Annotated in this window: 14 protein-coding genes and 1 riboswitch; of the genes, 4 read left to right on the top strand and 10 right to left on the bottom strand. The window is 41.4% G+C overall.

What is annotated here, in order from left to right; translation table 11 throughout:
* Window positions 1-332 precede the first annotated feature (332 nt).
* The 7 genes from folD to HPK16_RS03325 all read right to left on the bottom strand — a co-directional run bounded on the left by folD (window position 333) and on the right by HPK16_RS03325 (window position 5907).
* Entirely contained in the window at window positions 333-1199 is an 867-nt protein-coding gene (folD, locus tag HPK16_RS03295; protein ID WP_181675585.1) for a bifunctional methylenetetrahydrofolate dehydrogenase/methenyltetrahydrofolate cyclohydrolase FolD, read from the bottom strand.
* A gap of 127 nt (window positions 1200-1326) precedes the next feature.
* Window positions 1327-1719 carry a transcription antitermination factor NusB gene (gene nusB / locus HPK16_RS03300; protein WP_181675586.1) on the bottom strand — a complete coding sequence of 131 codons (393 nt, stop codon included), beginning with the start codon at window positions 1717-1719 and terminating at the stop codon, window positions 1327-1329.
* A 43-nt stretch (window positions 1720-1762) separates the two neighbouring features.
* On the bottom strand, window positions 1763-2161 hold the full coding sequence (locus HPK16_RS03305; RefSeq protein ID WP_181675587.1) for an Asp23/Gls24 family envelope stress response protein: 399 nt from the start codon (window positions 2159-2161) through the stop codon (window positions 1763-1765).
* A gap of 12 nt (window positions 2162-2173) precedes the next feature.
* Complete coding sequence (gene accC / locus HPK16_RS03310; protein WP_181675588.1) at window positions 2174-3529, bottom strand: acetyl-CoA carboxylase biotin carboxylase subunit; 1356 nt, start codon at window positions 3527-3529, stop codon at window positions 2174-2176.
* 12 nt (window positions 3530-3541) lie between these two features.
* A complete protein-coding gene (accB, locus tag HPK16_RS03315) occupies window positions 3542-4003 on the bottom strand; it encodes an acetyl-CoA carboxylase biotin carboxyl carrier protein (RefSeq protein WP_181675589.1) in 462 nt (153 codons plus the stop codon).
* 206 nt (window positions 4004-4209) lie between these two features.
* On the bottom strand, window positions 4210-4773 hold the full coding sequence (gene efp, locus HPK16_RS03320) for an elongation factor P (RefSeq protein ID WP_181675590.1): 564 nt from the start codon (window positions 4771-4773) through the stop codon (window positions 4210-4212).
* A gap of 72 nt (window positions 4774-4845) precedes the next feature.
* Window positions 4846-5907, bottom strand: a complete 1062-nt coding sequence (locus HPK16_RS03325; protein ID WP_181675591.1) for a M24 family metallopeptidase — start codon at window positions 5905-5907, stop codon at window positions 4846-4848.
* Between the two features lie 219 nt (window positions 5908-6126).
* On the opposite strand from HPK16_RS03325, the gene HPK16_RS03330 reads away from it, so the two are divergent.
* The 4 genes from HPK16_RS03330 to HPK16_RS03345 are packed head-to-tail and all read left to right on the top strand — an operon-like array spanning window position 6127 to window position 8452.
* Entirely contained in the window at window positions 6127-7032 is a 906-nt protein-coding gene (locus HPK16_RS03330) for a DUF1385 domain-containing protein (RefSeq protein ID WP_425487918.1), read from the top strand.
* A gap of 10 nt (window positions 7033-7042) precedes the next feature.
* Window positions 7043-7318, top strand: coding sequence for a hypothetical protein (locus tag HPK16_RS03335; RefSeq protein ID WP_181675593.1), 276 nt, complete (start codon window positions 7043-7045; stop codon window positions 7316-7318).
* 52 nt (window positions 7319-7370) lie between these two features.
* Window positions 7371-7754 carry a rhodanese-like domain-containing protein gene (locus tag HPK16_RS03340; RefSeq protein WP_181675643.1) on the top strand — a complete coding sequence of 128 codons (384 nt, stop codon included), beginning with the start codon at window positions 7371-7373 and terminating at the stop codon, window positions 7752-7754.
* 56 nt (window positions 7755-7810) lie between these two features.
* Window positions 7811-8452, top strand: coding sequence for a pentapeptide repeat-containing protein (locus tag HPK16_RS03345; RefSeq protein WP_181675594.1), 642 nt, complete (start codon window positions 7811-7813; stop codon window positions 8450-8452).
* 44 nt (window positions 8453-8496) lie between these two features.
* Here HPK16_RS03345 and gcvPB read toward each other — a convergent pair whose 3' ends face one another.
* From gcvPB to gcvT, 3 genes are read right to left on the bottom strand one after another with little or no spacing between them, the layout of a single operon-like run.
* Window positions 8497-9981, bottom strand: a complete 1485-nt coding sequence (gcvPB, locus tag HPK16_RS03350) for an aminomethyl-transferring glycine dehydrogenase subunit GcvPB (protein ID WP_181675595.1) — start codon at window positions 9979-9981, stop codon at window positions 8497-8499.
* Window positions 9978-11324 carry an aminomethyl-transferring glycine dehydrogenase subunit GcvPA gene (gene gcvPA, locus HPK16_RS03355; protein ID WP_181675644.1) on the bottom strand — a complete coding sequence of 449 codons (1347 nt, stop codon included), beginning with the start codon at window positions 11322-11324 and terminating at the stop codon, window positions 9978-9980. Before gcvPA ends, gcvPB begins: the two co-directional genes overlap by 4 nt.
* An 18-nt stretch (window positions 11325-11342) precedes the next feature.
* Window positions 11343-12431 carry a glycine cleavage system aminomethyltransferase GcvT gene (gcvT, locus tag HPK16_RS03360; protein WP_181675596.1) on the bottom strand — a complete coding sequence of 363 codons (1089 nt, stop codon included), beginning with the start codon at window positions 12429-12431 and terminating at the stop codon, window positions 11343-11345.
* A gap of 95 nt (window positions 12432-12526) precedes the next feature.
* A riboswitch (glycine riboswitch) is annotated at window positions 12527-12619 on the bottom strand.
* Window positions 12620-12829: the final 210 nt, after the last annotated feature.

Genomic DNA, 12829 nt, shown 5'->3' on the forward strand with positions numbered 1-12829 from the left:
ACAATAAAAAAATTTATAAATCTGGCGTATACTCCATGTAAATCAGCGACAAGCGCTCGCATTGTTGGGGCTGTTCGAAATGAAATGAGTTACAGCCCCAATATGCCTATGAGCATCGCGAATAGGCGTTCCTTCAGGATATTTAAAATAAGGACGCGGTACATCTCTATGGTTCGGCTACGCAATACTTGCTACGCTTAACTTCTTGCATGGTCGGGGAAACTACTCCCTACCTGAAAAAATAGGAGGGCGCTTTTGCTTTATATTGAGTTTGTCCCAGCTTCTCTATGCAGGTCTCGTTAGTACGCAACCTAGTTTCAATAAATTCTACTTTATTTCGTTTGTAATTGTGTATCCCAAATGCGTTTTGCTGCTTTTAGCGTGTTTGCAAGTAGCATTGTAATCGTCATGGGACCTACACCACCAGGAACCGGTGTGATATAGCCGGCAGTATCTTTGACATCATCAAAGTCAACATCGCCACACAATTTATTATTTTCATCGCGATCCATGCCTACATCAATGACTACTGCGCCAGGCTTAATTGCTTCTTTTTTTATGAATTTAGCGAGTCCGGTGGCAACAACTAAAATATCTGCTGTGCGTGCAACGGCTGTTAAGTCTTTCGTGCGGCTGTGTGCGATTGTTACCGTCGCATTCTCTTGCAATAATAGTTGAGCGACAGGTTTTCCGACAATATTACTGCGTCCGATAACGACTGCTTGTTTGCCTTCAATAGAAACTCCAGTTGATTTAATCAGCTCAATGATTCCAGCTGGTGTACAAGGAACAAACGCTTCTTTCCCAACGTAAAGGTTCCCAACATTAATTGGATGGAAGCCATCGACATCTTTTTCAGGAATAATCGTGTCAATCACTTTGTCCTCAGAAATATGCTTTGGAAGCGGTAACTGTACTAAAATACCATGAATCGTCACGTCATTATTTAAGTCTTCTACGGTCTCTAACAATTTAGCTTCTGAGATGTCTTCTGGTAACTCGATTAAAACGGATTTCATACCTGCTTCTTCTGTGCGCTTCTGCTTATTTCTTACATATGTACGGCTCGCCTGATTATCGCCAACAAGCACAACCGCAAGTCCTGGTTGTAAATTTTGTTTCGCGAGTTCAGCCACCTCATTTGTTACGTTCTCTTGAATCTTTTTCGCCAGTTGTTTACCATCAATAATTTGTCCCATCAAAAAAGCCCCCTTAATTTTTATCTGAAACCTGATAATTCCGAGGCCCGAAAAGCGCCCCGAAACAGGTAACATTACTCATTCGTCGAAACTTTTGTAAATTAAAAATGACACTGCGTAAAAATATTTAATCTATATCGTCATCTTTCGCGATATTAGCTAAAACACCATTGATAAACTTACTTGACTTCTCATCGCTGAAAATTTTGGCGATTTCGAGTGATTCGTTCAAGCTTACTCTGTCGGGTATATCTTCACAATAAACCATTTCAAATACACTCACTCGTAGGATAGCAAGGTCGACTTTATTCAATCGATCCATACTCCAATTGTCCAAATTCCCTGCAATCAGCTCGTCAATCGCTGTCTTATTGGCAACGACGCCTTCTACTAACTTATCAACATAGGCATCGCTCTGGTCTTCCATCACGTTGGCTATCGCTTGATCCAAATGCATCTCGTTAAGTTCCATTTGAAACAATATTTGAAGAGCCTTTTCTCGTGCTTCTCGTCTTTTCATTAAAAGCTCTACTCCTTAGTTCAGTAAGGTTCCGCCTTACTTATTAAATTTCTATTTCATCAAATGACATCGTTTCTTGCCGTTCGAATTGGACACCAACAATATGGATATTCACTTCAACGACTTCTAGGCCAGTCATATTTAGAATAGTTTCACGGATGCTATCTTGAATGTTCTGTGCTAAAAGTGGAATGGTTGCTCCAAATTGAATATAGCAATAAACATCAATCACAATACCATCTTCCGTTAAATCAATTTTTACACCTTTACTATGGTTTACTGCGCCACCAAGACGTTCGCGCATTTCATTAGTAAATGAACCTTGCATACCAGCCACATTTTCAACTTCTGCCGCAGCAAGGCCTGCAATAACGCCAATAACTTCGGGTGCTATTTCGATTTTCCCAAGTGTTTCCTCGTTTTTATTTTTTGTTAATGCCATGATTATCTCTCCTCACGATTGATTCATTACATCATACTTTTCAAGGAATTTCGTATTGAAGTCCCCTGAAATAAAGACTTCGTGGTCTAACACGCGTAAATGGAACGGAATCGTTGTTGGAATTCCTTCGACTGCAAATTCGCCCAACGCTCGTTTCATTTTAGCGATTGCTTCATCACGCGTTTCACCATAACAAATCACTTTTGCTACCATGGAATCGTAATATGGGGGGATTTTGTAGTTCGGATATGCCGCAGAATCGACGCGAACACCATTGCCACCTGGTGGGAGGTAAAACTTGATTTCTCCTGGTGCTGGCATGAAATTCTTCTCTGGGTTTTCTGCATTAATACGGCATTCGATTGCCCAACCAGTTAATTTCACGTCTTCTTGTTTGATGGTCAAGCGTTCACCAGATGCAACGAGAATTTGTTGTTTCACGATGTCAATACCAGTAATCCACTCTGTCACGGGATGTTCCACCTGTACACGCGTATTCATTTCCATGAAATAAAATGTTTTTTCGTGTGGTTCATAAATAAATTCGATGGTTCCAGCGCCAGAATATTTTACGGCTTTCGCTGCTTTTACAGCTGCTTTCCCCATTTTCTGACGCATTTTTTCGTCTAGGGCCGGTGATGGTGCTTCTTCAATTAGTTTTTGAAGGCGACGTTGAATAGAGCAGTCACGTTCACCTAAGTGAATGGCATTACCATAATTGTCCGCCATGACTTGGATTTCAACGTGACGGAAATCTTGAATGAATTTCTCAATGTACACGCCGGAATCGCCAAATGCTGCTTCGGCTTCTTGTTGCGTCGTTTGCAAGCCGGAAACGAGTTTTTCTTCATCTTCAGCGACACGAATTCCTTTACCGCCGCCACCAGCTGTTGCTTTGATGATGACAGGATAGCCGATTTTCTTCGCCAATTTCTTCGCTTCTTCTACATCTTGAATGATTCCTGTAGAGCCTGGAACGACTGGGACTCCTGCTTTTTTCATTGTTTCGCGGGCGACATCTTTTGTTCCCATTTGCGAAATCGCGTCGGCACTCGGACCGATGAAAATAATATTGCAGTCTTGACAAAGCTCTGCAAAATCAGCGTTTTCCGCTAAAAAGCCATAACCTGGGTGAATCGCGTCACAATTCGTCAATACGGCAACGCTAATAATATTCGACATGTTAAGATAGCTTTCTTTCGAAGGTGCAGGTCCGACACAGTATGCTTCATCTGCCAATTGGATATGTAGGCTCTCAGCATCTGCTTCTGAATAAATGGCAACCGTTTCAATATTCATCTCTTTTGCAGCGCGGATGATACGAACAGCGATTTCTCCACGGTTCGCTATCAATATTTTTTTTATCATGATTATTACCCCTTATTTCTTTCTAACTTTGAATAATGGCTGACCGAATTCGACTAGTTCACCGTTGGAAGCAAGTACTTCGACAATTTCACCGTTCACATCTGCATCGACATCATTTAGTAATTTCATCGCTTCAATAATCGCCACAACTGTCTTCTCATGCACCATAGCGCCAACTTCTACAAATGCTGGGCTTTCTGGATTTGGAGAGCTGTAAAAAGTTCCGACCATTGGTGATGTGATAACATGGAAGTCTTCTGCTGGTGCGGTTGGTGTTACGGTAGCTACTTCTGCTTCTACTTGTGGCGCTGGAAGAACTGCTTGTACTGTTGGTGTGGAAACAACTGGTGCCCCTGTATGTTCGCCACCTTTTTTCATTTTAATCTTGCCTTGTTCTGTCTCGTATTCGAACTCAGTCAATGAAGACTCATCTACTAATTTCACAAGTTGCTTAATCTCGTTAATTGATAACATTATTTATAACACTCCTCAAAATTCATCTATAAAATATATATAAGTTCAAATGCATTCGTCACGCATCCTAATTATTGTACCATACTTTCCGTAGAAACTCGTAGCTTAACACCGTTTTTTTGCAAAAAAAATAGCCTTATCCTATTCTGCTCACGGAGAACCGTAAAACTAGGCTCTGAACAGAATAAGACAGACTATTTTTTCAATTATTGTGCACGTGAAACGTATGATCCGCCTTCTGTCGTGTTGACAACAAGCGTGTCATCCACATTGACGAAGAAAGGAACGTTGACAACAAGGCCCGTTTCAAGCGTTGCAGGTTTTGAACCACCGGAAGATGTATCGCCTTTAATTCCTGGGTCTGTCGCTACTACTTTTAGCTCAACCGTGTTTGGCAAGTCTACACCAAGCGTTTCTCCTTGGTACATCATGATTTGAACTTCCATGTTTTCACGTAAAAATTTCAATTCATACTCGATTTGTTTTTCTGGTAGCTCGATTTGATCGTATGTTTCTGTGTTCATAAAGATGTGCTGATCGCCACTTGCATACAGATATTGCATTTTATTGTTATCGATTTGTGCTTTGGCTACTTTCTCGCCACCGCGGAATGTTTTTTCTTGAATAGCACCAGTACGTAAGTTACGTAATTTCGAACGAACGAATGCAGCGCCCTTTCCTGGTTTTACATGTTGGAAATCTAGCACGCGCCAGATGCCGTTATCTACTTCGATCGTTAAACCTGTTTTAAAATCATTTACTGAAATCATCTTTGTATCCTCCTACTTTTAAGTTGGTTTCATCCTTACTTATTTAACCACAAAACGCGCCATTATACAATTCTATAAAATAATTAGTTCTTTTGATGAGTGTGTTAAAACTTCATTTCCTGTTTCCGTAATTAAAATATCATCTTCAATCCTTACGCCGCCAACGCCTGGTAAATAAATGCCTGGCTCATCCGTCACAACATTTCCTGCCACAAGGACATTTGGACTCTTCATCGAAAGATTTGGTCCTTCGTGAATTTCTAAACCGATGCCGTGACCTAATGAATGCCCAAATGCTTCGCCGTATCCTTTTGAGGCAATATGATCGCGGGCAATAGCATCCGCCTCAATGCCAGTCATCCCTGGTTTTAGGGCGTCAATAACTTTAAGTTGTGCTTCTAAGGTCACCGCATAGATTTCTTTTAGCTTCGCGCTAGGTTCGCCAATCGCAATCGTGCGTGTCATGTCAGAGCAATAACCGTTATAATAGCAACCATAATCCATCGTCACAAAGTCGCCTACTTCAATGATTTTGTCCGATGCAACACCGTGCGGTAAGGCCGAGCGAAGTCCAGATGCAACAATCGTATCAAAGGAAGAACCAGATGCCCCGTTTCTACGCATGAAAAATTCCAGTTCATTGGATACTTCTAACTCCGTCAAGCCAGGTTTAATAAATGTCAAAATATGCGTGAATGCTTCGTCTGCAATCTCGCAAGCCGTTTTAATCGCAGAAAGTTCCGATGCCGTTTTGACTTTACGCATATCCTCAAACAAGTCGCTAAACGGTTCTAATTTCGCCGAGAAAAAGCTTTGCATTAATTTGTGTTCAGCCACGGTTACATAAGCTTCTTCAAAATAAAGCTTTTGAATGCCTAATTCTGCGATAATTGCTTGTACTGTTTCAAAAATCGGACCTTTATTTTGGCGAATTTCAAAGCCTACTGCTTGCTTAGCCGCTTGTTCCGTATAACGGAAATCTGTTACAAAAAAGGCTTTACTTGGCGTGATAAGAGCCATACCAGTCGTTCCTGTGAAATCCGCAACGTAACGACGGTTATAGTCACTCGTCACAAGAACAGCTTCCATATTTCTATCCTCTAAAGCCGCTTGAATCTTTGCTAATTTAGTCATTTTAATTCCTCCTAAATGTTTCGTTATGTAACTATTTTTTCGCTCGAATACAGCTATTCTATCACAAACTGCGCAAAATAACTTTTTTTATGCGTTATAACTATACGAATCAAGCAAATTAGCGTAGAATAACAGATGTATACTAAATAAGGCTGGTGAACGATTTTGAGTGAACAGACAAAAGGAATATATGGCGGTCAAGCCGTGGTCGAAGGCGTCATGTTTGGGGGCCGCAGAGAGACCGTCACTGCCATCCGACGAAAAGATGGCACCATTGAATACTTCTATTTAACGAAAAACCCACCTGGCTGGGTGCAAACATTGAAGCGAATTCCTTTTATTCGAGGTATCGTAGCTTTAATCGAATCAAGCGCAATCGGCTCTAAGCATCTAACTTTCGCAACGGATCGTTATGATGAGGACCCGCTTGACGAAGCAGAAAATAAGAAAATCGAAACCAAAGAGTCCAAACTAGCGATGTGGCTAGGCGTGGCAGTTGTCGGCGTCCTTTCCTTCATCTTCGCAAAATTTGTCATGACACTCATTCCGGTTTTTATAGCGAATCTTTTCAGACCAGTCGTGTCAGGTGATATGGGGCAAATTATGCTAGAAACGCTATTCAAATTACTTCTCTTGCTTGGCTATATTTTCGCCGTCTCGCAAACGCCCATCATCAAGCGCGTGTTCCAATACCACGGCGCAGAACATAAGGTCATCAATTGCTACGAGTCCGATTTAGAGCTTACCGTTGAAAATGTCCAAAGCAGATCACGACTTCACTACCGTTGCGGCTCTAGCTTCATTTTATTTACCGTTATTGTCGGCATGTTTATCTATATGCTCGTGCCAACAGATCCACTCTGGGTTCGAGTTGTCAACCGGATTTTACTCATCCCCGTTGTACTCGGCGTAGCATTTGAAGTCTTACAACTAACGAACAAGTGCCGCAACATCCCGATTTTGAAATACCTCGGTGTTCCAGGTTTATGGTTGCAACTTTTGACAACAAAAGAACCCCAAGATGATCAAGTCGAAGTAGCTATTGCATCATTCAACGAGTTGCATCGCGTCGAAAAAAGCAAACGGGAAGAAGCACTACCTGAAAACCTAGAATTACTAGAATGAGGTGAAAAATATGCGCAAATTCCCTATTTGGTTTTATATTTTAGCTATTTTAGCAGTGATTGGTATCTTTTTCGTAGGCTTTAAAAGTATTATTAGCAGCCTTGTCGTAGCCATCATTCTAATCCTCATTATTTGGCTACTCTTCCGCTTTCTAGGAAATAGACCGAAAAAAGATGATAAATACCAAGCATCGGTTAAACAATCGCAGAAACTACGCGCAAAAAACAATCCGCAAACAAAAAAACGAAAAACTTCTTTGAAAGTCATTGATGGAAAGAAAAAATAAGTTATAATGGTAAGTGGAGATAAAGAAACGAAAGGGGTATATCAGCTTGAATATTGACTGGAGTTGGGTCTTAGCAATTGCCATTTTGGTCGTTTTGCTAGGCTATGAAGTGTATCAATATACGATGCGCAAGAAAGCGTTAACCATTTTAACCGAGGAAGAATTCAAAAAAGACTACCGGAAAGCGCAACTGATCGATGTGCGTGAGCCAAAAGAATTCGATGCTGGGCACATTTTAGGAGCAAGAAACATCCCGATGTCCCAAATGAAAGCTCGGAAAGCAGAAATTCGTCAAGATTTACCAGTCTACTTGTATTGCCAAAGCGCACAACGAAGCAACCGTGCAGCTATCATGCTTTACAAAGCAGGCTACAAAAACCTGTTCCAACTAAAAGGCGGCTACAAAAAATGGACAGGAAAAACAAAATCAAAATAAGCATACAGCCACTGAGCGCGTCGATTGCTTAGTGGCTTTTTCTAGGAGGTTTTATCATGTCAAAAAAAATGCAAACACCGAAAATACCGGCGCATCTGGAACCGCTAGATTCCAATTGGCTTTCCGAAGAAGTCTACCTACGAGAAGTATTGATAGAAGATCGTGACTTTGATTTTGATCCAATGGAACGAATCGTGCTCGACCAAGTTATTATGCGGAACGTGAACTTCGTGACACTCGAATTTCCGAATATCGAACTCACTGATGTCATTTTCGAGAAGTGTAACCTTTCAAATGTTGCTTTTAATTCTGCCGTTATTCACCGCTGTCAGTTCATTGATTGCAAGTTAACGGGTGCTGACCTCTCAGATTCTATGATACATAATACCTTATTCCAAAACTGCCTAATGACGATGAGTTCGCTCGGTTTTTCGAAATTCAAGCACGTAGAATGGCATGATTGTTCGCTTATAAACGCGGATTTTTATGAGAGTGAATTGAAGCATTCGGAAATTATTAATTGCAAGCTAAATGAAGCCAATTTTTCTAACGTTTTGATGGAAAGTATTGATTTAAGTGTCAATCACTTTGACGGTATGACTGTCTCACTTGATAAATTACGAGGATGTCGCGTAACATCCGAGCAAGCACTTAGTTTTGCGAGAGCGCTTGGTGTTGTGATTACGGAAGAAGACTAAAAAGGAGGCCGTGTTTCCCGATTTAACTGGAACACGGCCTCTTTTCATGTCGTTACTTCGTCTTCTACTTTTTCTTGGTAGCGCAAGACTGGTTTTCTAGCTGCGCGCGTTTCATCCAAGCGTTTTACATAGGTGTTATATGGTGCTTCTTGTACAATTTCAGGATTGTCCTCTGCTTCTTTCGCAATTTTAAGCATCACATCGATAAAACCATCCAAAGTCTCTTTTGACTCGGTTTCTGTTGGTTCAATCATGATGGCTTCTTCCACGATTAGCGGGAAATAAACAGTTGGTGGATGGAAATTATGATCCAACAGACGCTTAGCGATATCCAATGTACGGACGCCTAATTGTTTTTGACGTTTTCCAGAAAGCACAAATTCATGTTTACAAATTTGGTCAAACGGTAAATCGTAGGCTCCTTCTAAACGACGCATCATGTAGTTTGCATTCAGCACAGCATATTCCGTTACTTTTTTCAGACCATCTGGCCCCATTGTGCGGATATACGTGTAAGCGCGAACGTTGATACCAAAGTTACCATAATAAGGTTTCACTCGTCCAATCGACTGTGGATAATTGTAATCAAATGTATATTTATCCTCTTTTTTCGTTAAAACGGGTGTCGGTAAAAATGGAATTAAGTCCTTCTTCACACCGATTGGGCCTGATCCAGGTCCACCACCGCCATGTGGGCCTGTGAATGTTTTATGCAAATTCAAATGAACAGCATCAAAGCCCATGTCACCAGGACGAACTTTTGCCATGATCGCGTTCAGATTCGCACCGTCATAATACAGTTTCCCGCCAGCTCTATGCACGATATCAGCCATTTCTACAATATCTGCTTCAAAAAGACCGAGCGTGTTTGGATTTGTAAGCATCAATGCTGCTGTATCATCGCCGACCACGCTTTTTAGATCCTCAATGTCAACAAGTCCTTTTTCATTTGATTTCACGGTAATAATATCAAAGCCAGCGACAGAGGCAGATGCAGGATTCGTACCATGCGCGGAATCTGGAATGATTACTTTTGTGCGATGATGATCCCCATTTGCCTCGTGGAAAGCGCGGATTAGCATTAATGCAGTCCATTCTCCGTGTGCACCAGCAGCAGGTTGCAATGTTACTTCGTCCATGCCAGTGATTTCAACAAGACTTTCTTGAAGATCGTAAAGCATCTCCATAGCGCCCTGTACAGATTCCTCCGGTTGATGTGGATGAATATTCGCGAAACCTGGGAAACGTGCAACTTTTTCATTAATTTTTGGATTGTATTTCATTGTACAAGAACCGAGCGGATAAAAGCCCGAATCAACGCCGAAATTATGGTTAGAAAGGGTTGTATAATGACGCATTAACTCCAGCTCACTCAACTCTGGCAAAGCAGGAGGCGTTTCCCTCACATAAGCAGCCCCGAATAAATGCTGCAAGTCTACTTCTGGCACATCGCGCTCCGGCAAACTATATCCAATACGACCTGGAACCGACCGCTCAAATACTAATGGCATTGTTTCGCTATTATTCATTTTGCACCCTCCAAACTTGTTACAAACGACTCAATTTCTTCTTTTGTACGCATTTCCGTTACAGCTACGAGCATGTGGTTCGCGTATTTCTCCTCGTAATTCCCCAAATCATAGCCACCAATAAAGCCTTGATCTAGCAATTCTAAATTGACTTCTTTCACTGGTTTCGATAATTTCACTACAAATTCGTTGAAAAACGCATCGCCAGAAATAACATTAAACCCTTTTTCTTGGAAGGTTTTCTTTGCAAAATGAGACTTATCAATGTTTTGTTTCGCCATTTCAGTAATCCCTTGTTTGCCAAGCGCACTCATCGCAACTGATGAAGCTAGTGCATTCAGAGCCTGATTGGAACAAATGTTGGATGTCGCTTTGTCACGACGAATATGCTGTTCACGCGCTTGCAATGTTAACACGTATCCTCGCTTCCCATTCTCATCCACGGTCTCGCCAACAAGTCGTCCAGGCACTTTACGGGTTAATTTTGAGCTTACAGCAAAATAACCACAATGCGGTCCCCCGAAGGCTTCTGAAATGCCGAATACTTGAGAATCACCGACGACGATATCCGCGCCGAATTTCCCAGGCGGCGTCAATGCTCCAAGCGCTAATGGATTACTCGAAACCACGAATAAGGCCTTATTGTCATGTGCTAATGGCTCGATTTCTTGCAACGCCTCTACTTGACCATAGAAATTAGGATACTGGACAATAACTGCCGCTACTGTATCGTCTATTTGCGCTTTTAAAGCTGTCAAATCTGTTACGCCGTCCTTTTCATCGATCTCGATAACCTCGATATGTTGCCCCATCGCATACGTTTTCACGACATTGCGCGATTCAGGGTGTACCGCTTTTGAAATTAAGATTTTTTTGCGTTTTGTGTGAGCGCTTGCTAACATTGCAGCTTCCGCAAGCGAGGTTCCGCCATCGTACATGGAAGAATTCGCTAAATCCATGCCGGTAATTTCTGCAATCATCGTTTGGAATTCGAAAATGGCTTGCAACTCTCCTTGTGAAATTTCGGGTTGGTAAGGCGTATAAGCTGTATAAAATTCAGAACGAGAAATCACACTATCTACCACAGTCGGAATGTAATGATTGTAAACACCAGCCCCTAAAAATGAGGCATACTCAACTGAATCCGCATTTTTACTAGCCAACTTAGCGAGTTCTTTCAAAAGTGCTGGTTCAGATTTCGCCGGTTTTAAATTATATTCTCGGTTAAAACGAATGGATTCAGGAATATCCGTAAACAGTTCATCAATAGAAGAAACTCCGATTGTATCTAACATATCCTTTTCATCTTGCTCTGTCATTGGTAAAAAACGATGTTTCGCCATCATATTACATCCTCCTCATTATTTCGCGCGTTTATAAAATGGGGTTGGCACTACTTTTGCCTTCAATTTCTTGTTGCGAACTTCGACTTCCACTTCAGTATCAAGCGCTGTGTAATCAATATCAATCAACGCTAAACCTAGGTTCTTACCAAGTGTTGGAGATTGTGTGCCGCTTGTTACAATTCCGACCTCTTTATCAGCGGCAAAGACCTTGTAATCATGTCTTGGAATCCCGCGATCAATTAGCTCGATACCAACAGATTTGCGCGATAAACCAGCTTCTTTTTGTGCTATCAAGGCTTGTTTACCAATGAAGTCCGGCTCTTTTTGTAATTTCACCGCAAAGCCCACACCAGCCTCAAGTGGCGAAATATCTTGCGTAAGCTCCTGACCATATAGGGCTAAGTTTGCTTCAAAGCGCAATGTATCACGTGCTCCAAGGCCAATTGGCAGTACACCTTTGTCTAAAATCGCTTCCCAAACTTGAGGTGTATCTGAAGCTTTAGTATAAATTTCAAAACCATCTTCCCCTGTATAGCCTGATCTTGATATAAGCGCTGGAACACCTGCTACATCCACGTTGTCAACAAAGCCAAAGAATGTAAGTGCCGTTAAATCTGCATCCGTTAAAGTCGCTAATATAGTCTGAGCGTTAGGCCCCTGTAAAGCTAACTGTCCATAATCTGCGGAAACATTATTCACTTTAACGCCTTCTGACGCATGTTCTGCCAACCATTCAAAGTCTTTTTCTGTGTTTGACGCGTTTACAACAAGTAGATAATCGTCATCCGCTTTCCTATAAACGACCAAGTCATCCACTACACCACCAGTTTCGTAACACATAATATTATATTGAGCTTTTCCAATTTTTAATTTAGAAATATCATTAGACAATACTTTTTGTAAAAATGCCAAACTTTCAGGTCCCTGCACCGCAATTTCCCCCATATGCGACACGTCAAATAACCCAGCACCTGTTCTTACAGCCTCATGCTCGGCCTTTATTCCTGAAAATTGTACTGGTAAGTCCCATCCGCCGAAATCAATTGTTTTCGCACCGTACTTTTCATATAACGGAAAAATAGGCGTTTTCTTTAATTCTGTCATGTGAATCCTCCTCTTTTTTTGCATACTAAAAGGACTTACTCGTTAAAATAAGTCTCTGTCGTACTCCAAAATAAGGAATAATGCCTCCAGAGTTGCGTCCCATAAACATCCTTTTGCCTGAGAGTTTCACATTCCCATGCTTTCCCCGTCGGCGCTGCAAAATTCGCAGTCTCTCTGTCTATTTTCATCCGCTCTATTATGTATTAGCTGCCTTTCCTATATGTTACCACGAGACCCCATCGTTCGGCAAATAATTAAATTTAAGATGCTGTTTTTATTTTTTCAGACATATAGTTCGGAATGAAAGGGTTTTACAAAGAAAGTTCTATTCTATTATACGTATGTGAACAATAGAACAATTAGTGCAAACTAAAATATTTTTCTAACCCTGATTCCAA

Origin of the sequence: Paenilisteria rustica (assembly GCF_013820765.1) — a bacterium.
Taxonomy (GTDB): Bacteria; Bacillota; Bacilli; order Lactobacillales; family Listeriaceae; genus Listeria_A; species Listeria_A rustica.